At 42.2% G+C, this 22089-nt stretch carries 20 protein-coding genes; 13 read left to right on the top strand and 7 right to left on the bottom strand.

The features are described from left to right. Positions 1–92 precede the first annotated feature (92 nt). The 5 genes from I595_RS05520 to I595_RS05500 all read right to left on the bottom strand — a co-directional run bounded on the left by I595_RS05520 (position 93) and on the right by I595_RS05500 (position 6388). Positions 93–1082, bottom strand: a complete 990-nt coding sequence (locus I595_RS05520; RefSeq protein ID WP_054558384.1) for a LuxE/PaaK family acyltransferase — start codon at positions 1080–1082, stop codon at positions 93–95. Positions 1083–1155: 73 nt separating this feature from the next. Further along, complete coding sequence (locus tag I595_RS05515; RefSeq protein ID WP_054558383.1) at positions 1156–1479, bottom strand: T9SS type A sorting domain-containing protein; 324 nt, start codon at positions 1477–1479, stop codon at positions 1156–1158. Between the two features lie 139 nt (positions 1480–1618). Then, entirely contained in the window at positions 1619–1927 is a 309-nt protein-coding gene (locus tag I595_RS05510) for a T9SS type A sorting domain-containing protein (protein WP_054558690.1), read from the bottom strand. A 148-nt stretch (positions 1928–2075) separates the two neighbouring features. Further along, a complete protein-coding gene (locus I595_RS05505) occupies positions 2076–4919 on the bottom strand; it encodes a TonB-dependent receptor (protein WP_054558382.1) in 2844 nt (947 codons plus the stop codon). 101 nt (positions 4920–5020) lie between these two features. Beyond that, a complete protein-coding gene (locus I595_RS05500) occupies positions 5021–6388 on the bottom strand; it encodes a thrombospondin type 3 repeat-containing protein (RefSeq protein ID WP_054558381.1) in 1368 nt (455 codons plus the stop codon). 274 nt (positions 6389–6662) lie between these two features. Between I595_RS05500 and I595_RS05495 the strand changes: the two genes are divergently transcribed. The 10 genes from I595_RS05495 (at position 6663) to I595_RS05450 (ending at position 14569) form a co-directional block, all read left to right on the top strand. Next, on the top strand, positions 6663–7349 hold the full coding sequence (locus I595_RS05495; RefSeq protein ID WP_054558689.1) for a response regulator transcription factor: 687 nt from the start codon (positions 6663–6665) through the stop codon (positions 7347–7349). After that, positions 7349–8425 carry a sensor histidine kinase gene (locus I595_RS05490; RefSeq protein WP_054558380.1) on the top strand — a complete coding sequence of 359 codons (1077 nt, stop codon included), beginning with the start codon at positions 7349–7351 and terminating at the stop codon, positions 8423–8425. Before I595_RS05495 ends, I595_RS05490 begins: the two co-directional genes overlap by 1 nt. Before the next feature lie 99 nt (positions 8426–8524). Beyond that, positions 8525–9199, top strand: coding sequence for a tRNA (guanosine(46)-N7)-methyltransferase TrmB (gene trmB, locus I595_RS05485; RefSeq protein WP_054558379.1), 675 nt, complete (start codon positions 8525–8527; stop codon positions 9197–9199). Next, a complete protein-coding gene (locus I595_RS05480) occupies positions 9196–9825 on the top strand; it encodes a LysE family transporter (RefSeq protein ID WP_054558378.1) in 630 nt (209 codons plus the stop codon). Before trmB ends, I595_RS05480 begins: the two co-directional genes overlap by 4 nt. Position 9826: 1 nt before the next feature. Next, positions 9827–10156 carry an MGMT family protein gene (locus I595_RS05475; RefSeq protein ID WP_054558377.1) on the top strand — a complete coding sequence of 110 codons (330 nt, stop codon included), beginning with the start codon at positions 9827–9829 and terminating at the stop codon, positions 10154–10156. A gap of 270 nt (positions 10157–10426) precedes the next feature. Beyond that, positions 10427–11566 carry an Mrp/NBP35 family ATP-binding protein gene (locus I595_RS05470; protein WP_054558376.1) on the top strand — a complete coding sequence of 380 codons (1140 nt, stop codon included), beginning with the start codon at positions 10427–10429 and terminating at the stop codon, positions 11564–11566. A 2-nt stretch (positions 11567–11568) separates the two neighbouring features. Beyond that, positions 11569–11808: a NifU family protein gene (locus I595_RS05465; RefSeq protein ID WP_054558375.1), complete on the top strand. Its 240-nt coding sequence runs from the start codon at positions 11569–11571 to the stop codon at positions 11806–11808. Positions 11809–11863: 55 nt separating this feature from the next. Then, complete coding sequence (locus I595_RS05460; protein WP_054558374.1) at positions 11864–12922, top strand: NAD(P)/FAD-dependent oxidoreductase; 1059 nt, start codon at positions 11864–11866, stop codon at positions 12920–12922. A 30-nt stretch (positions 12923–12952) separates the two neighbouring features. Further along, entirely contained in the window at positions 12953–13285 is a 333-nt protein-coding gene (locus I595_RS05455) for a 2Fe-2S iron-sulfur cluster-binding family protein (protein ID WP_054558373.1), read from the top strand. 552 nt (positions 13286–13837) lie between these two features. Next, a complete protein-coding gene (locus I595_RS05450) occupies positions 13838–14569 on the top strand; it encodes a carbonic anhydrase family protein (protein WP_083467502.1) in 732 nt (243 codons plus the stop codon). A 187-nt stretch (positions 14570–14756) separates the two neighbouring features. On the opposite strand, the gene I595_RS05445 is transcribed toward I595_RS05450, so the two are convergent. Further along, positions 14757–16493, bottom strand: a complete 1737-nt coding sequence (locus I595_RS05445; RefSeq protein WP_054558372.1) for an ABC transporter ATP-binding protein — start codon at positions 16491–16493, stop codon at positions 14757–14759. Positions 16494–16601: 108 nt separating this feature from the next. On the opposite strand from I595_RS05445, the gene I595_RS05440 reads away from it, so the two are divergent. Further along, positions 16602–18776 (top strand): acylase, encoded by a 2175-nt coding sequence (locus I595_RS05440; RefSeq protein WP_054558371.1) that lies wholly within the window; start codon positions 16602–16604, stop codon positions 18774–18776. 293 nt (positions 18777–19069) lie between these two features. Here the strand turns inward: I595_RS05440 and I595_RS05435 are convergent, their stop codons facing one another. After that, positions 19070–19735: a hypothetical protein gene (locus tag I595_RS05435; RefSeq protein WP_054558687.1), complete on the bottom strand. Its 666-nt coding sequence runs from the start codon at positions 19733–19735 to the stop codon at positions 19070–19072. Positions 19736–19836: 101 nt separating this feature from the next. On the opposite strand from I595_RS05435, the gene I595_RS05430 reads away from it, so the two are divergent. Further along, on the top strand, positions 19837–21099 hold the full coding sequence (locus I595_RS05430; RefSeq protein ID WP_054558370.1) for an aminotransferase class V-fold PLP-dependent enzyme: 1263 nt from the start codon (positions 19837–19839) through the stop codon (positions 21097–21099). A 273-nt stretch (positions 21100–21372) separates the two neighbouring features. Then, on the top strand, positions 21373–22056 hold the full coding sequence (locus tag I595_RS05425; protein WP_083467501.1) for an outer membrane beta-barrel protein: 684 nt from the start codon (positions 21373–21375) through the stop codon (positions 22054–22056). Positions 22057–22089 lie beyond the last annotated feature (33 nt).

The following is a 22089-nucleotide window of genomic DNA, read 5'->3' as shown; positions in this document are numbered from 1 at the left end:
TGTAATTGATAATTTTTTAGACAAACATCAATGCTTTCAATATCTAAGAGCAGAGTTGGTACTTTTCGCAGTTATGAGATCATTAGGCCTAATTAAATGACCATCAAATTACATCCCCTAACGTCGCTATGGTCAAAGCGGCCTAAAACCTCAAAGCTGCCATCTGCATAGGTTTTGCCCAAATCCTGGGTTGCAATAAAGGCGCAAGAGTGCACATTGGCCAAATCTATAATATTAAGCCCTCCCGTCTTGCCCACGGCTTGCGGTGTCAGGGGGTCTTCCGTATCCCGTGTACTCACCTGCATCCAAGGCGGGCACTTAAAAATACCGTTTCCCTTGGAGTAGGCCTGTGATAACAGCTCTGTCATCCCGTATTCTGAGTGGATGTGTTCCACACCAAAGCCCTCGCAGAGTCGCTGGTGCAATGCGGAGCGTATCATTTCTTTTCTTCTGCCTTTCATGCCCCCAGTCTCCATGACTATGGTATTTTTTAAGGAAAGGCCGTAGGTTTCCGCAAAATCCAAGAGTGCAAAGGAAACCCCCAGCAGTAGGATTTTTGTGCCTTCATTGTCCAGGCGCACCAATTGCTGTTTTAACGCTTCTATATTGTTTAGGTAGAATCCACTTTCTTTATGGTGGGAGCGGTGGATAAAATCATTGGCCATATAGATGAGTGAAGAACCTTGCCGATCAAGATAAGAAGGGAGAAGTGCTAGCACACAATACTGGGCAATGGGGCCGTAAAAGTGCTCAAATGCCTTAAGATAACTACGTTCGTAAATAGTGATGTCCGCCACAATATGGCGGCTAATTGTGCTGCCAGTGGTACCGCTGCTCGTAAAGATTATGGGGTCTTTGGCTTTTAGCTTGGCGGTAACAACACTCTTGGATTTAAAGAACTCAATGGGCAGGTATGGAATCCCTGCCGATGTTGTGATGTTGTCCGGGTGTTTTTTAAGCAGTTTACAGTAGGTATGGTATACCGGATTTTGCTGGTATTGATAGTTGAATACCGCTAAACAGCAGGTTTCAAATGTTTCTGGACCATCAATTGCAAAAATATGTGAGGTATCTACATCCATTGGATACAAAAATACCGAAAATAGAAAGCCCCTTCTTTTTAAAAAGGGGCTTAATCAAGATTAGTTTGGATAGTTATTTAATGACCAATTTACGGGTCATGGTCTTTTTATTTTCAGTGACCTGCAGCACATACACGCCAGGTACCAGACCAGAAATATTCAACGTATTGGTGGTGAGCCTGTCTACAAGGACCACCTCTCCAAAGACATCGTATACCGTTATCTTCTTGTTTCCATTTTTGGCCGTGGTAATGTATACTTCATCTCCATAAGCGGGATTGGGGTACATTTTAAACCCTTTGACTTCTTCTGGTGCAACGGTGTTGATGCTCACCAGTTCTTGACCGGAGGTAGTGATAGGTAATGCCATAAGAAAGATTAAGTAGATGTGTTTCATAAATGCCAATTTGGGACAAAAGCATTATAAAACTAGTGGTCTTATCCATTACATCCCATAAATTGTTGTGAAACGTAAAACTTTGTAGGTAAGTTCGATGAACTGCTGCCCTTTGGAAGGAGCGGGTAGTAATTATTCCCTATTTTATGATCAGCTTGCGTGTGGCCACCTTATCTTTTTCTATGACGCGTAAGATATAAACGCCTTTATTCAAATCGGAAACATTTAATTCTTTGCCTAGAATGGTAGCCTCCAGTACCTTGGTCCCCAAAACATCAAAAATATACACCGTCTTTGGTTGCTGTTTTGCAGTGGTTATAAAGATTTTACCGTTGGTGGTGGGGTTGGGATACAATTGAAACCCCTCAATATCCCCTTTTCCTTGGGCTTCCTGTGAGAAGGCAAGGGTGGATAGTAAAAAGAAGGTGACAACGTAAAATTGCTTCATAAAGTATTGGTTACAAGAGCCATGCCACAAATATAAAAAAATTGAAGGGCCATGTGGGATTACGTTAGGAAAAAAGCCACACTTTTCGATAAAATACAATAAAACCCCCCGAATTTTCCGGGGGGGGGTGATTACCATTTTATGGTTTTTAGAACCTTGTGCTATAAGAAACTGAGAATGATTGTCCTGGCTGCAAAAGGGAATAGGTTTTTCTAGTAGACCCAAAGGATTCAAATTCACTTAATCTTTCATCATTTAAAAGGTTGGAAATTCTTAAGGTGATCTTATTTTGATCATTTTGCCCAAAACTCTTTCCTATACTAAACTTTAAATCGTTAAAAGGACGGGTAAATACATCTCCTATATTACCGTCACTCACAATTTCTAGCGTGGGTCCTTGCACATTATAAAAAAGACCTCCTTCCCAGCCATTATCATTACTGTTATAGTTTAAACCTAGATTTAATATCCAAGGTGACTGACCTTGAAGTTGGCGCTCCGTAATTGGTGTTTCCCCTACTCTTAAGTTGGTTTCTGTTGCACGCAAAATTCGTTCATCTTCGTTAAGATCTTGCGTAGAATTAATTAAGGAATAGTTTCCGTTGAAAAAGAAGTTGTTCAATCCAATAATGCTTAAATCACTCCTAAATTCAATTTCCGCTCCAAGTACGGTGGCATCCCCTAGGTTTCTTGGGGTAAACTGGTCTGTAGCACCGGCGATGAATGCCAATTCTATTGGATTTTCAAAGCTTTTATAAAAGCCGCTAATTGCAAAGAAATTGGTTCCTTTCCCATAAGTCTCAAACCTGAGGTCAAAGTTGTCTATATAGGTAGGTTTTATATCTAAGTTGCCCAAGAAAAAGAAACCAGATACTGGGTCAAAAATTTGAGCAATGGAAGCTTCTTTAAAAGAAGGCCTTGCGGTGGTTCTTCCGTAAGAGCCCCTTATTTTCCTATTTCCTTCTTCATCCAATTCTAAAATGAGGTTTGCAGATGGGAAAAAATCAAATTCATCTAAAATCAGTTCATTTTCTAAGGTTCCCTGTGTTTGCGAAGTACCGGTATAACTTAATTGAAATTGTTCTGCACGCACGCCGATTATTGATGTAAATCTGGGCGTAAGTTTAAATTCTTCTGAAACATAAAGCCCTGCAATGTTGATATCTGAATCAAAAAAGGTGGACGCACCAGAATCTTCCCGGACAAATGTTCCTTGCAAGGGGTTTGTGGTCAAAATATTATCTGGTGCTAATATCTGGTCTGGATCCCCCTCAAATCGTAGGCTAAATTCAGCACCAAAATCTTGGTTTGGCAATGCATATTGCGCAATGTCAAAAACCCTATTTTTAAAAACATAGGTACCTCCAACTTTTAGTTTTGCATCGTTATCGAACAATGTATGTTTATTGGATAGGTCTACTTTTCCTACATAATTGATTTCTTCCAGGTCCCTCCACAGTCGTATAGGGTCACCTGCCTCACTTGGTTCAATTCTTCTTTCCCCTGTGTCTTCATTTACCCTGAAAGGAGATACCCTAAAGTCCTGGTCGTAAACCCGTGCCCATGTAATATTACCCTTCCAATCCAGGTTCCATTTGGCTTCTGTGTCCAGCGTATGCACTCCGTTGAGGCTTAGGTTGGTAATAGAGCGTTCTGTAAAAAGTAAGGCAGTCCTTTCAATAAGATTTGAATTGATAATGAAGTTTTGTTGGGTTTGAAAGGTGGTACTAGTTTCACCATTCTGTATGTGCATTACATTAAGTTTGTATTTACTGCGTTCTCCTTTTAAGGTTACACCGGCCAATCCAGTTAATAGTGTGTTATTGGTAGATAGCCTGCCTTGGTTAGTACGATCTGCTTGTAGCTCAAGTACAGTATTGTCCCTAAAGTCCCGTCTAAATACTTGGCCGTCAATATAATTTTCATAAAATGCAGATTCGTTTCTATAGGAAAGTGCTGTTAAAAACCCTAGACGCCAAGAGCTGTCCTCATTTAAACTAAATTGGTTGCCGTAATCAATACTGAAATTGCTATCGATTGAGCTCGTAGAGGCCTGAGCCGCCATCTGAGGGTCAAACCGTTGGGTTAGTTCCCGTAGCTCTGGGGCATTTTGAGCTACATTGAGTGTGAGAATATTTTCTGTAATTGGGTCGTTATTTAGACTTCGCCTGAAACCAAATGCGCGACCTCCACTGTCAAACGTTTCATAATTATCATTAAAATGAAAATCTGGGTTATAAGCACTTCCAATGGAAATATTGAACTGTTCAGTAGTTGGAAAGTCTTTTGTGACAATGTCTACGATACCTCCCGTAAAATCTGCGGATTGATCAGCCGTAAAAGACTTGACAACGATTAAATTATCTAACAGGTTGGTTGGAAAAATATCCAATTGCAGCGTATTCCTGTCTGGATCAAGCCCGGGTACTTCAAGACCATTTAAAAGTGTTTTGGTATAACGATCCCCCAGTCCCCTGACAAAGACAAATTTCCCGCCTTGGACGGAAACTCCGGGAACATTCTTTACCGCACTGGCGATATCGCTGGCACCTACTTTTTTAATACTTTGTAATGATAAACCATCTATAAGTGCTACAGATTTTTTCTGTAAGTTTAGAACGGATGCTTCCGTGTTTTTGCTTACGGTAGTGGTGACCACAACCTCTTCTAATTGGTTTGCCAAAGGATTTAAGGTAATGTCTACCACAACCTCTTTTCCTGGCTCTACAACAACCTCTGTAATTTCCTTTGTTTGGTATCCCAAATAAGAGAATACTAAAGTATATGTACCCTCCTCTAGCTGAAGGGAATACTTTCCATCAAAATCAGATGTTGTTCCATTGGTTGTTCCTTTGGCCAAGACGTTTGCGAAAGGCAATATATCATTGAATTCGCCATCGCTTATAGTGCCGATAACAAACCCAGTTTGGGCACACATTGTAACGGTTCCCAAAACAAATAGCAATAAAAAGTTAAAGAATAGATTTTTCATAAGGTGTTCGCTAATTGAAAAAGTCGGAAAATTATAAAAAGCCCGTTGTTATGATAAACAACGGGCTTTAACATATTGTTAAGCTTTGTATTGATCCACAATTAGAATCCGAGTGCTATGCCTGCAATAGACCATCCAGCAAATTCAGCCGTATTCGCCCCTACTGTTGGCGTGGTAACTGCTGTGGCAAAATCACCAAAACCGGTAGTAGTTCCCGTGGTATCATCGAAAATATCACCTAAGGTAACTCCGTCTGCTAATTCTACCTCCCAGTTCATAAAGGTTAATGTACCATTGGTGAAATTATCGGCAACACCTTGGTTGTCCAATTCTACATCCGCACCGGCGGGAAAATCCTGAACCAAAATATTGTTGTTTGCCCCAGTAGCACCCGACCTAAAATCTCCAATTGCTCCGCCATCGGGATCACCCAATAAAGTAGCGTTTACAAGAGTATAACTTCCAGAGGCGGCACCTTCAGGGCCATCTATTTCAAGAGCATGATCGCTTGTTGGCCCTTGTTTCACCACAGCGTTATTAATGGTGCCCGAGTAGGCTTGGTCAATGTCAATAGCGTCATCACCTTGTGCCCATACTATAACGTTATCTGCATTCACTGTTCCTCCAAAAAATTCAACGCCATCATCCACATTTGCCACTACTTCAATGTGGCTTACCGTAGTACCAGCACCGACACCTCCAAACGTGATTCCGTTAATTTCATTTCCGGACCCAATATTGGTTCCTCCGTAGCGAACAGAAACATAAGTTATAGTTCCTGAATTATCCATTGGGTCAGAACCTCCATAAGCTCCATTAGGATCGTTTGCTGGTATACCCTCGATTTGAGCAACTCCGTCATCTATGGTCAATTCATCCGTGGCATCAACAGAAATTGGAGCGTTTCCAAGAACAATCAAACCTCCCCATAATCCCCTAAAGTTGATGTCAAGATTAGGGCTTTCAATTTGTCCAGGTTGAATATTATCTGCCGTAGACGTCATTATAATTGGAGCCGTAGCCGTACCATTGGCGTTTAATGTCGCTCCCCTAGCAATTAATAATGCAGTGGCATTCTCGCCCTGACCCGCATTACCTTTGATTATCGTTCCTGCTTCTATGGTTAGGGTAGCACCCGCCTCAACAGCTATACGGCCATTTAATTGGTAAATAAAGTCAGAATCCCATGTAGTGTCCGAAGTGATGTTGGAACTTACCACTATGATATCCCCTGGCTGAGGTCCTGTACCATTAGGCGTAGGGTCACATACATCTCCGACACCATCAGCATCAGCATCAGCTTGATCTGCGTTAGATTGGTTGGGACAGTTGTCAACACTATCTTCAATACCATCCCCGTCTGCATCTGCAATCATTGGCGGTGTTGGTCCGTCATCATCGTCACCATCACAGGCAACAAAAGTTAAAGCAGCAAAAACCGCTAGTAAAGAGAACATTTTTTTCATCATCTTATTAATTTACGTTATGCTTTGGCCGAAGCCGTTAAATAAATCAGTGCAAATAAAGCTAGACACTGTAAAGATCGTGTTAGCTACTTGTTAAGAGTTTATTTCAGCAGTGTTACAAAAAGGTTACCAGATTAAATCAATGTTAAGGACTTAGGTTCTTATGGTATTATCTTTATTTTTGGAATTATGCCAAATAACATAGCACTGTTATCCATGATAACCAATTGCCAGTGCCACTGATATGGCCAACCTTAAAAATAAAACCACAACTCCCATGAAAACAAAGGATATTAAGATACTATTGGTTGATGATGAGCCGGATATTCTTGAAATTGTAAGTTATAACCTTACCGCAGAGGGTTATGAGGTACATACCGCAAAAAATGGTGTGGAGGGTGTTGCAAAGGCAAAGAAAAAATTACCGCATTTGATCATCTTGGATGTGATGATGCCAGAAATGGATGGTATTGAAGCCTGTGAAATTATGCGCAGGACTCCTGGTCTGGAAAACAGCATCATCACTTTTTTAACCGCAAGGGGCGAGGACTACTCCCAGGTTGCTGGTTTTGATGCCGGTGCGGACGACTACATTACAAAGCCAATAAAACCCAAAGTATTGGTGAGTAAGGTAAAGGCCCTGTTGCGGAGGCTTAAAGAGGACAAGCAAGAATCTGAGGATATTGTCACCGTGGGAAATATTGTCATTAACCGCGAGGAGTACAAAATTGTGAACAATGGCAAGGAAATTATTTTGCCACGAAAGGAGTTTGAACTCTTGGCGTTGCTTACCTCCAAACCCAGCAAGGTGTTTAAGCGGGAGGTTATCTTGGATAAGGTGTGGGGCAATGAGGTGGTTGTTGGGGGTAGGACCATTGATGTGCATATCCGTAAATTAAGGGAAAAAATTGGGGACCACCATTTTAAGACCGTGAAGGGCGTTGGTTATAAGTTTGTATTGTAATGCCCAATAAATTAAAAAAATCCTATCGGTTTGCCATCCGATCTTCCGTTTATATCTGTGTATTTCAAGGCTTGCTACTAGGGGTGCTGCTCTATTTTTTTGACCGGTTTCAGTGGATAATCTTGATTGCTTTTGTTGCAGGTAGTTTTTTGCTCTCTTTTTTGATCATTCAATCCCGTGTGGAACGGTTTATCTACAAGCGTGTCAAAAAAATATATGATGAGGTTTCCCTGTTGGAATCCAGTTCATTTTCCTCCAAGCCAGTGACCACGGATATGAAAACCTTGACGGAGGAAATTGAAAAATTTGCCAAGGATAAAAAAGTGGAAATAGATACCCTTAAAATCAGGGAAGAGTATCGGAAAGATTTTTTAGGCAATGTTTCACATGAACTAAAGACTCCCCTATTTACCGTTCAAGGGTATATCCTAACCTTATTGGATGGTGCAATGAATGATAAAAACGTCAATGAAAAATATTTAAAGCGCGCTAACAAAGGGGTGGAACGGTTAATTTATATTGTAAAGGACCTGGACCTCATTACAAAACTGGAGGCGGGCGATCTTAATCTGGACAAAGAGGCTTTTGATATTATAGAATTGATCAAAAGCGTTTTTGAACTGTTGGAGATGAAAGCGGCCAAAAAAGAGATCACCCTTACTTTTGATATGGAGTATGCCAACCCCATCTATGTCATGGGCGATGCCGAGAAAATACAGCAGGTGTTGACCAACCTATTGGTCAATTCCATTAAATACGGCCATACCAACGGAACTACGGAGGTAAGCGTTGAGAACTTAATTAAAAACAAGGTCATCGTTAGGGTCACCGATAATGGGGGAGGCATACCCAAACAGCACATTCCTAGGCTTTTTGAGCGTTTTTATAGGGTGGACCAAAGCGGTAGCAGAAAAGAAGGTGGCTCCGGTCTTGGATTGTCCATTGTAAAACATATCATTGAAGCGCACGGTGAAAAGATTTATGTGGAAAGTGAAGTGGAGGTGGGTTCCGAGTTTTCCTTTACCTTGGAAAAGGTGGCGCAAAAAGCAGATGCCCCCAAAAAGGTGAAAATGTAGGACAGCGCCAAGTCATTTTCTGGATACCAGTATGGATGGCCGTGACAACAATTCGCATACCAGATTTATGTAGTTTTGCCAGAACCTTAAATTTTTCTTTTGGGAAGTAAGAACAAACTCAAGCGGTTTAAAGAAAACGAAACCTTTGCAAACGTGATACAGCCTACGCGGGAGGAGGTGATAAAAGGTTTTGGGCATCAGGGAAAATGGCACCAATTCTTTGGGAATGGTAACCCTATTGTTTTGGAACTGGGTTGTGGTAAAGGGGAATATACCGTTGGGCTGGCGCGGCGTTATCCCCATAAAAACTTTATTGGTATAGACATTAAGGGTGCCCGTTTCTGGAGGGGAGCAAAAACTGCATTGGAAGAAAAATTGGAAAATGTGGCCTTTGTTAGGACCCAAATAGAATTGGTGGATAACATTTTTGCGCAACAAGAGGTTTCGGAAATTTGGATTACGTTTCCAGACCCCCAGATTAAGTACAAACGCACAAAACACCGGATGACCAATGAGGCATTCCTGGAGAAGTACCGGCGCATCCTAAAAATGGACGGGATGGTGCATTTAAAAACCGATAGTGAGTTTATGCACGGATATACCTTGGGACTGCTTCATGGCAAGGGGCATCAAGTATTGTATGCCAACCATGACGTGTATACAAACGAAGGCAGCCCGGAAGAAGTACTGCAGATCCAAACGTTCTATGAAAAACAGTATCTTGAAAAGGGAAAAGCAATTACCTATATCCAATTTAGGATTACCAATAAATGACACACTTATCCATTCTTTTTCTCGCCACCTTTGGTGCGGCATTTTTGGCATCGGCACCCCCCGGACTGCTTAACGTAAATGCGGCCAAGACCAGTGTGGAGAAAGGGAGTTCCAACGGTATTATGTTTGGCCTGGGCGTGGCGGTCATGGTCATGGCACAAACCTACTTGGCCGTTAGGATTGCCAAATACTTGTCCAAAAATCCTGATGTGGTAGCGTGGCTCATGCAGATTGCCGTATTGGTTTTTGGGATTTTGGCCGTTTTTTTCTTTTTTAAGGCAAGAAAAACAACTGCCGGGAAACATGCTTTTAAAGCTGCCAAAAAACGCGGCAGCTTTACCAAGGGAATGGTGTTGGCGGCAATTAACCTATTGACCGTTCCTTACTATAGTGGATTAAATGGTCTTTTTAGTGCTCAGGGCATTATGAATTATGAGGTCATTGATGAAATTGTTTTTATTTTCTCCGCTGGTTCCGGTACTTTTTTGGTAATGTATCTGTATGCCATCTATTTTAACCGTAAAAGTTTTAAGAAAGGCAGGTTTGCCAAAAATTCAAATTATATCCTGAGTGCCCTAATGGTATTGTTGACGGTAATTACACTAGCTAGAATTTTTTATGCCTAACATGGAAGAACCCAGTTTTTTTGACAAAGTGTATGAAGTGGCCAAACAGATTCCCTATGGCAGGGTAACATCTTACGGCGCTATCGCTAAGTATCTTGGGGCCGCAAGGAGTGCAAGAATGGTAGGTTGGGCCATGAACAATTCACATAACAAGGATGTACCTGCCCATAGGGTAGTAAATAGGATTGGTGTCCTTACCGGGAAGCACCATTTTGCTGGAACTAACCTTATGCAGCAGCTTTTAGAGAACGAGGGTGTAAAGGTCGTGGACAATCAAATCCTGAATTTTAGCAAACATTTTTGGGACCCCAGTAAAGAATTGGATGGCTAAGGAGTTTCCTTAATCCGCCTTACCTCACCTAAAAAGAGCAGCATCAAACTATTATAAAGGTAGCGGTCTAGGCGGCTTGGGAACCACCGGGCTTTGCCTTTGTCCTTAGGTAAATTGCACAAAACACCGTATCAAACCCATTTATCCTACCATATTGAAATTCAATCCAAAGGATGGTAAATCTGGATGCTAGAGCGTATCTTTGTACATTAAATTAAGTAGTACAAATTTTGGGTTTGTCGCCTACTTTTTAGAGCGTAATAGAATATAATGAAGATAGCAAAGAAAGACATATTGACTGCCTTGGAGCATATCACCGTTCCTGGTGAGGGGCAGAACATGGTAGAAAGCGGAGCCGTTACCAATGTGCAGGTTTTTGGTGATGAGGTGGAGGTAGATGTGACCATTAAAAACCCAAGTCTTCAGGCGCGCAAGAAAACCGAGGTGGAAATCTTAAAAATCATCCACCAAGAAGTATACGCCAAGGCAAAGATTAAAGTAAACCTTAAAGTGGATGCTCCGGCAAAGCCCAAGGTAAACGAAATAAAGGGCAAGCCAATCCCCGGCATAAAGAACATTATTGCCGTTGCTTCTGGCAAGGGCGGTGTAGGGAAATCTACCGTGACCGCCAATTTGGCCGTAACACTTGCTAAAATGGGTTTTAACGTAGGCTTGTTGGATACGGATATTTACGGGCCATCCATGCCCATTATGTTTGATGTGGCTTTGGAAAGGCCACTATCCGTCACTATTGATGGTAAAAACAAAATGCGCCCTGTGGAAAACTATGGGGTAAAAATGCTTTCTATAGGCTTTTTTACGCAGCCTAACCAAGCGGTAATTTGGAGAGGGCCCATGGCGTCAAAAGCATTGAACCAAATGATTTTTGATGCCCATTGGGGAGAGTTGGACTTTCTGCTGTTAGATCTGCCCCCTGGAACGGGAGATATTCACCTGAGCATCATGCAGTCCCTACCGGTAACCGGGGCAGTTGTGGTATCCACACCACAGGAAATAGCCTTGGCGGATGCCCGCAAGGGTGTAGCCATGTTCCAACAAGAGGCCATCAATGTTCCGGTATTGGGAATAGTGGAGAATATGGCCTATTTCACTCCAGAAGAGTTACCCCAAAACAAATATCATATCTTTGGGAAGGATGGTGCAAAACATCTTGCAAAGGACTTGCAAGTCCCTTTCCTGGGAGAAGTGCCATTGGTGCAGAGCGTAAGGGAGGCTGGTGATGTAGGAAGGCCGGCAGCGTTACAGACGGGAACACCAATTGAGATGGCTTTTGAGGAAATTACCAAAAATACCGTCCAGCAGGTGGTGTTAAGAAACAAGGCCTTGCCCCCAACGGAGGCCATTAAAATTACGACGATGGCAGGCTGTTCTGCCGTTAAAAAGAAGTAGTCATGACAACAGAAGAAGTTAGACAAAACGTAGAAAAGGCTTTGGAGGAAATTAGACCATTTTTGCAAAGCGATGGTGGTGATATTTCCCTTATCTCAATAGACAACGATACCTCGGTAAAGGTTAGGTTAGAAGGCAACTGCATTGGTTGCAGTGTCAACCAAATGACGTTAAAGAGCGGAGTGGAAATGACCATAAAGAAGTACGTTCCACAAATTCAAGAGGTTATAAATCTAAGCTAACCCAAGACTGTTCGCCAAGGTCTTGGTGTACTGGTACAAAGTCCAAAAAAATTACATGATAAAGACAGATATTTTAATTATTGGTGCTGGTCCTACGGGACTTTTTGCCGTTTTTGAAGCTGGTCTACTAAAGTTAAAATGCCACTTAATAGATGCCTTGCCGCAGGCCGGTGGGCAATGTTCAGAGATATACCCCAAAAAGCCCATTTACGATATCCCTGGATTTCCAGAGGTATTGGCCGGGGATTTGGTAGACAATCTCATGGAACAGATCAAACCCTTCCAACCGGGTTTTACCTTGGGGGAACGGGCAGATAGTATAGAAAAATTGGAAGATGGCAGCTTTATCGTCACCACTAACAAAGGAACCAAACACCATGCCCCCATTGTTGCCATTGCCGGAGGTTTGGGCAGTTTTGAGCCCAGAAAACCGCAACTGGAAAACCTTGCCAAGTTTGAGGATAATGGTATCGCCTATATGATTCGCGATCCCGAGGTATACCGGAATAAAAAGGTGTTGATTGCAGGTGGTGGGGACTCAGCCTTGGATTGGTCCATTTTTTTGGCAGATGTTGCCTCGGAAGTCACTTTGGTGCATCGTAGGAACGAATTTAGGGGTGCTTTGGACTCTGTTGAAAAGGTACAAGAATTAAAGAATCTGGGTAAGATTAATTTGATTACCCCTGCAGAGGTAGTAGCGCTTAAAGGTGATGATAATTTACATTCGGTCACGGTTCAAAAAACCGACTCTAAAGCACATATTGAAGTAGTTGTGGATAATTTTATTCCACTTTTTGGCTTATCTCCAAAATTGGGGCCCATTGCGGATTGGGGTCTGGAAATAGAGAAGAATGCCATTAAGGTGGATAATACCTTGGATTACCAAACCAACGTTCCCGGCATATATGCCATTGGCGATGTAAATACCTATCCCGGGAAGTTAAAGTTGATTCTCTGTGGTTTTCATGAGGCTACCCTTATGTGCCAAAGTGCCTATCAACGTATTTATCCGGATAAAAAATATGTAATGAAATATACTACCGTTGGAGGTGTTACCGGTTTTGATGGAACCAAAAAAGAAGCACCAAAGGCAGTTGTAAAAGCGATTGAATGATAAAGTGCCAAGTTTAGTCTTTAAGGGTTTATGACGGATATTAAAATAAAAATTACAAACCGTGATGGGGTTCTTCACGAAGTAGATGCCCCAACAGACATGAACATGAACCTGATGGAAGTGGTGCGTTCCTATGAACTGGCCCCTGAGGGTACTATTGGTATTTGTGGGGGTATGGCCATGTGCGCATCTTGCCAATGCTATGTAAAATCCGAACACGAACTACCGGAAATGTCTGATGACGAAGAAGCTATGTTGGCCGAGGCCTTTAATGTGGAAGCCAATAGCCGTTTAGGCTGCCAAATCCATATGACACCCGAATTGGATGGTCTCGAAGTGGAATTGGCACCTGAGGAGGTGTAAACGGAACCTTCTTTCCATTCTTTTTTCTTGGTACCCAGTACACAATTTTCCTGCTTGCTCCTTGTCCCTGTTGGCACGGGAAATAGATAAAGAATATTCCATTAAATACAAGTATTAAGGTGTTCCGTTGTTGCAATTAAAAAAGAACTCCCAGTGCAACAGGGTTTTAGGGTTAAATAAAACGCAGAAAAATACAGTGATGCCCTAGACACCTACTAAGACTTTTTTTAGATATTGAAAAATCTCCTTTTTCTACAAATATTACTTATTTGTTGGATTGTACTGATAGTAATCTTTTGTCTAAATGAAAGCGGTTAATGACTTTAATCCCTTTTTAGATGCTTGATAAAAGGTAAACGGATATATTAAGGCTCAATTTAGCATCCATATTTTTGGTGATGGGAATACATAGAAGAATACTTGATGAGGATAAGCAAATGTTTTCAAAAGTAAAACTATTAAATAATAAAAGTTTAACTATTAATTGTGATGAAGTATCGCACCAATTTAGACCATCACGGCTATATTTGGACTTAATCTTAAATTCATGATATGACAAAGTATTTCACCTCCATTTTTGGATTGTTTATTCTAACCATACCGGTCATAGGACAACAATCTAAAAGTGATATCTTAGAAATTAACAGGAACCAAATTCTTGTGGAATCCGTCTTGACAAAAGAGGAGCAAGAAGCACTCACCCCTAATGAGGTGTTTGAAATGCTACGTGCAGGAAATGAGCGTTTTGTGCGCAGTGAACTTACTGCGAGGGATCATTCCGTACAGATTCGGGAAAGTGTAAGAGCGCAATATCCAAAAGCAATAGTGCTTTCTTGTGTTGATAGCCGAGTTCCGGTGGAAGATGTCTTTGATAAAGGTATTGGTGATATTTTTGTGGCTAGGGTAGCTGGGAACTTTGTCAATAATGACATTTTAGGCAGTATGGAATTTGCAACCAAGGTGGCAGGTGCCAAATTAATATTGGTAATGGGTCACGAAAACTGTGGTGCCATACATGCCGCTATTGATGATCTAAAAATGGGTTCTATAACCCGTATGCTTAAAAATATTAGGCCTGCTGTAGCTATGTCTACCCTAACAGAAGGCCCAAGGAATTCTAGCAATAGGCTTTTTGTTCACGAGGTTAGTGAAAACAACGTGCGCGTTGCGCTTAAAAAAATCACAAAGGACAGCCCTATCATAAAAGAAATGTTGGATGAAGGGAAAATCGATATTAAAGGAGCTGTATACGATATGGACACTGGAGTTGTAAACTTTTTATAACTACCTTAGGGTATCAAATGGCCTTTCCTTATGGATGGGCCTTTTAGTTGTTTTTGGTTATTGAAATCAAAATTCACAACAAACTCTACCTAAAAATTAAAAGCGATAATAGTTCAATACAGACTCTATTCACTATTATAATTTAGTGGTACGTTGGCTGAACGCTCTTTCTTTAAGGTACCTGCCATCAAATCCTCGCCTGATACGTAAATAAATTGTAATACCTTCCCTCTTTGGAAATCAACTCGTCATGGGTGCCTTGTTCTGCTATTCTTCCATTTTCAATCACTAAAATCTGATTGGCTTTTCTTATGGTGCTTAAGCGGTGCGCTATGACAAAAGTGGTCCTTCCTTTGGTCAATTCTGCCAAGCTTTTTTGGATGAGTGCCTCACTTTCTGTGTCTAGATTGGAGGTGGCCTCATCTAAAATCAAAATTTTTGGATTGGCCAAAACGGCCCGTGCAATGGCCAGTCGCTGCCGTTGTCCGCCAGAAAGCTTTACGCCCCGTTCCCCGATTACGGTATCCAGTCCAGCTTCAAACCGATCGGTAAATTCGTCAACGTAAGCCGCTTTAACTGCCGCTTGTAATTCTTCTGGCGTGGCATTGGGTCTGGGAAAGAGAATGTTTTCCCTAATGGTTCCTTCAAATAAAAAATCGTCCTGTAAAACCACCCCTAAATATTGCCTAAAACTGGTGAGATCCACTTTGGATAGGTCGTGCCCATCAATGGTTATGCTGCCAGATTCTGGATTCAAGAAACTTGCGGCCAGGCCGGCAATGGTAGATTTTCCCGAGCCAGAGCTTCCAACAAGGGCGATGACTTCCCCAGATTTGGCCTCAAAGCTAATATTGTGCAACACTTCCTTGTCCTCTTCGTAAGCAAAAGACACCTCTTTAAAGACCACATCTCCTTTTAGATTGGATAGTTGAATGGTGCGGTCTTTTTCATCGGCTTCCGTGACCTGGTTCATGAGTTCTTCCGTTCGGTCCAAGCCAGCCAATGCCTCGGTGAGTTGGCTGCCAATATTGCTCATTTGAACAATTGGGGCAATCATAAGCCCCAAGATTACCGTAAATTCAATAAACTGCCCAATGGTAAGTTCGTCTTGTATGATTTTATAGCCTCCAAGTCCCATGACACCAGTGGTGGCAATTCCAATTAAAAAGGTGGCAGAACTGGTCATTGCCGCCGTGGCAATAAGGCTCTTTTTTACGTTTTCAAATAGCTTGGTCACCCCAACTTCAAAGATTTTGTTTTCTTGTGCCTCTGCATTAAAGCCTTTTATGACACGGACACCGCCCAAAGTTTCCGTTAGCCTGCCCGTAACCTCCGCATTTATCTTTCCACGGTTTCTAAAAATGGGGCGTATAATTTTAAAGGCTTTTAATGCGATGAACCCAAAGATTGCCAGAGGCAACAAGGTAAATAGCGTCATGCTAACGCTTATCCTAAGTAATAGTACCAGTGCTACAATGGCCGTTACGCTGCCACCTACCAACTGTACCAAGCCCGTACCTATTAAATTCCTAACGCCTTCCACATCGCTCATAATACGGGAAACCAACGCTCCGGATTTGGTATTGTCAAAAAACCGTATCGGTAGTGAAAGCACTTGTTTTTGTACCTGCGCCCTTAGTTCAGAGATAAGAAATTGCGCCTGTACGCTTAAAATATACGTCAATAAAAAAGAGGTGGCCGCTTGTATGGTGATGGCGATCATAATGGCACCCACCAATGTTTTTAGTAAATCTACATCCTTGTTGGCAAAAGCATCATCAATTACATACTTGGTGGCTATGGGCGTAACAAAACTGGCGGCCTTGCTTATCACAATCAATATAAGGCCTATAAAGACCAGATTTCTTCTGGGCCAGATAATGGTCTTAAATGCTTTTAGGATGCTTACTTTTTTTTCTGCCATAGGAATCAAAAACAGTTTGCAAGTTACTGCAAAATGGAAGAGGATGGGTTGTGCCCATTCTGGTTTTAAGTATTTATCTTTAAGCTGATGAATTTTTAAACCACCTAAATGAGAACAGTCCTATTTGCTTTGGCCATTTTACTTCTTTCTTGCAAAGAACAACCACAAACGGAGATAGAAAATTGGGAGGCCCGTGCTGCTAATGTTGAAATTATCAGGGATGATTTCGGGGTGCCGCACATTTACGGAAAAACGGATGCTGATGCCGTTTTTGGGCTGCTGTACGCCCAATGCGAAGATGATTTTAACCGAGTGGAACAAAATTATATTTGGGCCACCGGCCGCTTGGCAGAGGTGGAAGGAGAGGATGCGTTGTACAGTGACCTTAGGGCAAAACTTTTTATGACCAAAGAAGAGGCCAAGGCCAACTACGAGAAAAGTCCGGAATGGTTGAAAAAATTATGTGACGCCTTTGCGGACGGAATCAACTATTATCTACATACCCATCCCGAGGTGCAGCCCAAGTTGCTTACTCGATTTGAACCTTGGATGCCCATGTACTTTAGTGAGGGAAGTATTGGAGGTGACATAGAGCGAATTTCTACCCGAAAAATCAAGGCCTTTTATGAAGGCGGAATGGAGCTGCCTAAAATGGAGCTGTTGCAAATGGAGAAAGAAAAGGAAATGGCAGAACCACAGGGGTCCAACGGGATTGCCATCGCTGGGGATTTAACACAGTCTGGGAATGCCATGCTGTTGATCAATCCGCATACCTCTTTTTACTTTAGGGGAGAGGTTCATGTGGTTTCAGAAGAAGGGTTAAACGCTTATGGCGCGGTGACTTGGGGGCAGTTTTTTGTATACCAAGGCTTTAATGAAAAAACAGGTTGGATGCATACTTCTACCTATACCGATGTGATGGACGAGTTTAAGGAAACCATGGTCAAGAACAACGGAAAATTGTTTTACCAATATGGCGAGGAATTACGACCGGTGGATTCTACCTCGGTCAGTTTACGATATAAGGATGGTTCTGAAATAAAAGAAAAACGCTTTCCCATGTACCGCACCCACCATGGTCCCATTACCCATGCGGTAGATGGCCAATGGACGGCATCTGCCATGATGTGGGAACCAGTGAAAGCCCTGGAACAATCCTATATAAGAACCAAACAAGATGGGTACGATGGGTTCCGAAAAATGATGGATATCAGAACCAATTCCTCCAACAATACGGTCTATGCGGATGCCGATGGCAACATTGCCTATTTCCATGGGAATTTTGTTCCGAAACGGGATACTATTTTTGATTATACCCGGCCTGTGGAAGGTAGTAATCCAAAAACTGATTGGCAGGGCCTGCATACGGTGGATGAAAATATCTTGGTTAAAAACCCACAGAATGGATGGATTCAGAATTGTAACTCCACCCCATATACGGCCGCTTTGGAATACAGTCCCAAACGAGGGGATTATCCAAGATACATGTCTCGTGATGAAGAGAATTTTAGGGGCGTGCATGCCATTGAACTGCTGACTGATAAAGATGGCTATACCTTGGACAGCCTAATTCAGTTGGCGCATGATCCTTATTTACCGGCATTTGAGGTATTGATACCGGACTTAGTAAAAACGTATGATGAAAATGTCAAGAGTGAAGAGAAACTTAGACGGCCTATAGAAATAATGAGAAATTGGGATTTTAGGACATCAAAAGAATCAATTCCTATGACATTAGCTCATTATTACGGCACATTGGTTTATCAGAGAATGAATAGGCCCAAAGGATTATCGTCAATGGAATTGCTCAACTATTGGGTAAAAAATGGTGATTACGTAGGAAAGTTACAATTGTTCTCAGAAGTCATTGATGTTTTGGAAGCTGACTTTGGCACTTGGGAAATGCCTTGGGGTGAGGTGAACCGGTACCAACGTTTAAACGGTGATATCCGCCAAAATTTTGACGATGCCCAACCCAGTATTCCCATTGGGTTCGCTTCTGGCCGTTGGGGCGCTTTGGCCGCTTACGGAGCAAGATATACTTCTGAAGGTGCTAAAAAATTATATGGTACCCGTGGAAATAGTTTTGTGGCCGCTGTGGAATTTGGTGATAGGGTAAAAGCAAAGACTATTTTGGCCGGCGGACAAAGCGGAGACCCAAACTCACCTCATTTTGATGACCAAATACAGCGATATGCCAACGTGGAATGGAAAGACGCCGCCTACTACCGTGAAGATGTGCTGAAAAGGGCCAAGGCAACGTATCGTCCAGGAGCGCGGTGAGTAAGAAGGAACGAGTATTGAGAGCCAAGAGTTAGGAATCAAGAGTCAAGAAAAAAAACTGGTTGGGTATGTTGAAATTGGAAATGTGAAGTGCGATAGGTTTTCAGCGTATTGCGAAAGGCGTGTAGCCATATCAACCAAGAATCAAGAACTAAGAATCAAGAATCAAGATTGGTTGGGTATGTTGAAATTGGAAATGTGATAAGCGTAAAGCGTAAGGCATATAGCGAACGGCTTAAAGCCACATTGAACTTGAAACTGAATCTTGCGCTTGAACCTAAATCGTTTACCCCCTAGTTCTGCTCCTCCTCTTCGCCCTTGGTCATATCTGGCTGTTTCACTACAACAATGCTGGCCATGGAGCCCGTAGAGAGGTTCCAACGGTAATTATGAATTACCTTTCCGGAATCATCCGTAACCATTACTTGGGCGGTATTAGGACCAGAGGAACCTTGGTTCAAGGCTTCAAATTCAATTTTGTTGAAGCCCTCGTTCAAATCCACATTAACCCCTTTAAAGTTGGCAGAGAGCAGAAGGTTATGTTCAACCACATTCCCATTAACGTAAATCTTGACCCGGTCGCCATCTACATATTCATGGTCGCGCGCCACTACGCCGATGAAGGTGGAAGAAGTTTTAAAGTCGCCTAGATATTGGTCTCCATAATATTGGTTGGCTCCCCGTTTCTCTCTTTGCCCCACTTTTGGGTCAATCTTCATTCCCGTGCCTGCTTGGACCAATTTACGATCGTCCAACATTTTTATTTTTCGTTCTTTATCTATGAGTTTGTCGTCCAGCACGGAAGGCATCTTAAGTCTAGTGCCCTTGTCACTGGTTTTTACGTCCAAAGTATTGTTTTCTGCTTTGATCTCCAATGGTTTGGTCGTTGGCAAATCTCCTTGACCCATGACCAGATAAGGCAATAGCAGCAAGCTAAATAAGAGAAAACACCGGTTCATAGGGTAAACATACTTCAATTCTTTAAGAAAGGTAGCAAATACCCTGCCATGGAGCTGGTAAAGGGCTGTTAAATTCGTTAAATTGATAAAAATTTGATGGGATGGATAAAAGACGGTTTTTAAAAAATTTGGGCAACGCCACATTGGCCTCCACGCTCTTGCCCTTTGAACTTGGGGCAACCTTAACCACATCCGCTAGACCATATCCACAGATGGAGGACGAGGGTTTCTGGAAGCGGATACGGGAGGATTATGTTTTGAAGCCAGCGTATATCAATTTGGAAAATGGGTATTATAACATGATTCCCAGTCCCATCATGAACGCTTATTTGGAACACATCAAAAATGTGAACTATGAAGCTTCTTATTATATGCGTACTGTTCAGTTTAAAAACAAGGCCAAAGTAGCTTCCAGACTGGCGGATGTAGTGAACTGCCAGGCAGACCAATTGATTATTACCCGCAATGCCACAGAATCCCTGAATATGATTATTGGGGGCTATCCTTGGAAAAAAGGGGACGAAGCCATTTTTGCAAAACAGGATTACGGTGCTATGCGCCTGCATTTTTATCAAATGCGCAAGCGGTATGGGGTGGTTTGCAAAGAGGTATCCATACCCAATCACCCAAAGTCCGATGAGGAGATTGTGGCATTGTACGAGGAGCAAATCAATAAAAAGACTAAGATGATCATGGTCTGCGATATGGTCAATATCACGGGGCAAATCCTTCCTATAAAGAAAATTTGTAAAATGGCGCACAGCCATGGGGTAGAGGTTTTGGTAGATGGCGCCCATTGCGTAGGACATGTCCAGGTGGATATAGAAGCATTACAATGCGATTATTATGCCTCAAGCCTTCATAAATGGCTTAGTGTGCCGCTTGGTGCAGGCATGCTGTACGTTGCCAAAAAGCATATTCCAAAAATATGGCCGCTTTTTGCCGAAGATGAAATGGATGCCCAAAACATCCGTAGGTTAAACCATACAGGCACCCATCCCGTGCATACAGATTTGGCCATTAACGACGCCATCGATTATTTACACATGGTGGGCTTGGAACGAAAAGAAAAGCGGTTAAGGTATTTACAGCGGTACTGGAGTGAGCAAGTTCGCCATATGGATAAAGTAGTGGTCCATACCCCAAAAGAGGAACACCGTAGTTGCGCCATTGCCAATGTGGGCCTCACCCATATGGCCCCAGCCAAAATGGCTAAGATGCTTTTGGAAGAATTCAAGATATGGACGGTGGCCATTGATTATGAAAATGTAAAGGGATGCCGCATTACGCCAAATATTTATACCACTACCGATGAGTTGGATGTATTGGTGGACGCCATCAGCCAATTGGCAAAAAGAACGTAGGAATATCGATTCAATGGTTTCAAATCCGTTAAGCTTTACCACAGTACTTGTCAGACGGGCCTTACAGCGTTGTTGGACTTGAGATGGGGGTGCTATCAAAGTTAAGCTACGGTAAATTAACAGTTTTAGGTTGAGGTCACGAACAAAAATTGACGTTTATTAGTAAGGCTAAAGGGTTTAATGCCATGATGCTTGCCCCGAGATAGTCTTGTTGGTCAACAATATGGCGGCTTAAAACGAGTGTTATGTCAAATATTGCCTAAAACAAATTACATGAAAATTAATAGTCTACTTTTTTTAGCCATGGGATTCCTGGTTAATACCATGTTTGCCCAAGACAGTACCAACAACAAACTCGTCATTGAAAAAGGAACTTGGAACCTCACAGGCAGCATAGGTTTTGTCAGGAATAATAGTGAGGCAACTGAACTGGATTTTCTTGCCACGAACAGCAGTACATCTTTTAATTTTCAGCCCTCCTTTGGATACTTTTTTAAAAATGATTTTATGGGAGGATTGGGTTTGGGTTTTGTTCACCAACAAAGTAAAAGGGATACTCAAATTGAATCCCAACCGGTGCCTAGAAGGGAGTTTAAAACTAATGTTTTTATACTGAATCCATTTGTGCGAAAGTATTACGGTATTGGAGACCATTTTGCCCTTTATCTTCAGGGACAGGGAACCTTCTCCACATCTACCACAGCCTCACAAATAGAAGGTGACCCTGCCTCCATGGATGAAGCTAACAGCACTAGTTTTAGTTTAGGGTTGGTACCTGGGTTAACCTTTTTTGTATCCAAAAATTTTGCACTTGAAGCTAATATAGCGGCCCTTAGTTACCGTTGGGGCAAGTTTGATCGCGATGGTGCTATAAGTGAGGATAACGATACTTCCAATACGTTCAATTTTGATTTTAGCCCTTCCAATATTTCGTTGAGCTTGGCTTACTATTTCTAACTTTTGGATGAGGATGATATCAAAAACCAGATA

This window comes from Croceitalea dokdonensis DOKDO 023 (genome assembly GCF_001306415.1).
GTDB classification, from domain to species: domain Bacteria; phylum Bacteroidota; class Bacteroidia; order Flavobacteriales; family Flavobacteriaceae; genus Croceitalea; species Croceitalea dokdonensis.
The sequence above is the reverse complement of the archived record's forward strand: the minus strand, read 5'-3'. Positions and strand labels throughout refer to the sequence as shown.

Excerpts from the sequence above, each read along its gene's own strand:
- I595_RS05510 (WP_054558690.1), bottom strand. The coding sequence starts at position 1,927 with ATGAAGCAATTTTACGTTGTCACCTTCTTTTTACTATCCACCCTTGCC.
- I595_RS05430 (WP_054558370.1), top strand. The coding sequence starts at position 19,837 with ATGGATAAAAGACGGTTTTTAAAAAATTTGGGCAACGCCACATTGGCC.
- I595_RS05480 (WP_054558378.1), top strand. The coding sequence starts at position 9,196 with ATGACACACTTATCCATTCTTTTTCTCGCCACCTTTGGTGCGGCATTT.
- I595_RS05435 (WP_054558687.1), bottom strand. The coding sequence starts at position 19,735 with ATGAACCGGTGTTTTCTCTTATTTAGCTTGCTGCTATTGCCTTATCTG.
- I595_RS05475 (WP_054558377.1), top strand. The coding sequence starts at position 9,827 with ATGGAAGAACCCAGTTTTTTTGACAAAGTGTATGAAGTGGCCAAACAG.
- I595_RS05450 (WP_083467502.1), top strand. The coding sequence starts at position 13,838 with ATGACAAAGTATTTCACCTCCATTTTTGGATTGTTTATTCTAACCATA.
- I595_RS05445 (WP_054558372.1), bottom strand. The coding sequence starts at position 16,493 with ATGGCAGAAAAAAAAGTAAGCATCCTAAAAGCATTTAAGACCATTATC.
- I595_RS05505 (WP_054558382.1), bottom strand. The coding sequence starts at position 4,919 with ATGAAAAATCTATTCTTTAACTTTTTATTGCTATTTGTTTTGGGAACC.
- I595_RS05520 (WP_054558384.1), bottom strand. The coding sequence starts at position 1,082 with ATGGATGTAGATACCTCACATATTTTTGCAATTGATGGTCCAGAAACA.
- I595_RS05490 (WP_054558380.1), top strand. The coding sequence starts at position 7,349 with ATGCCCAATAAATTAAAAAAATCCTATCGGTTTGCCATCCGATCTTCC.
- I595_RS05440 (WP_054558371.1), top strand. The coding sequence starts at position 16,602 with ATGAGAACAGTCCTATTTGCTTTGGCCATTTTACTTCTTTCTTGCAAA.
- I595_RS05515 (WP_054558383.1), bottom strand. The coding sequence starts at position 1,479 with ATGAAACACATCTACTTAATCTTTCTTATGGCATTACCTATCACTACC.
- I595_RS05500 (WP_054558381.1), bottom strand. The coding sequence starts at position 6,388 with ATGATGAAAAAAATGTTCTCTTTACTAGCGGTTTTTGCTGCTTTAACT.
- I595_RS05470 (WP_054558376.1), top strand. The coding sequence starts at position 10,427 with ATGAAGATAGCAAAGAAAGACATATTGACTGCCTTGGAGCATATCACC.
- I595_RS05460 (WP_054558374.1), top strand. The coding sequence starts at position 11,864 with ATGATAAAGACAGATATTTTAATTATTGGTGCTGGTCCTACGGGACTT.
- I595_RS05455 (WP_054558373.1), top strand. The coding sequence starts at position 12,953 with ATGACGGATATTAAAATAAAAATTACAAACCGTGATGGGGTTCTTCAC.
- I595_RS05465 (WP_054558375.1), top strand. The coding sequence starts at position 11,569 with ATGACAACAGAAGAAGTTAGACAAAACGTAGAAAAGGCTTTGGAGGAA.
- I595_RS05425 (WP_083467501.1), top strand. The coding sequence starts at position 21,373 with ATGAAAATTAATAGTCTACTTTTTTTAGCCATGGGATTCCTGGTTAAT.
- I595_RS05495 (WP_054558689.1), top strand. The coding sequence starts at position 6,663 with ATGAAAACAAAGGATATTAAGATACTATTGGTTGATGATGAGCCGGAT.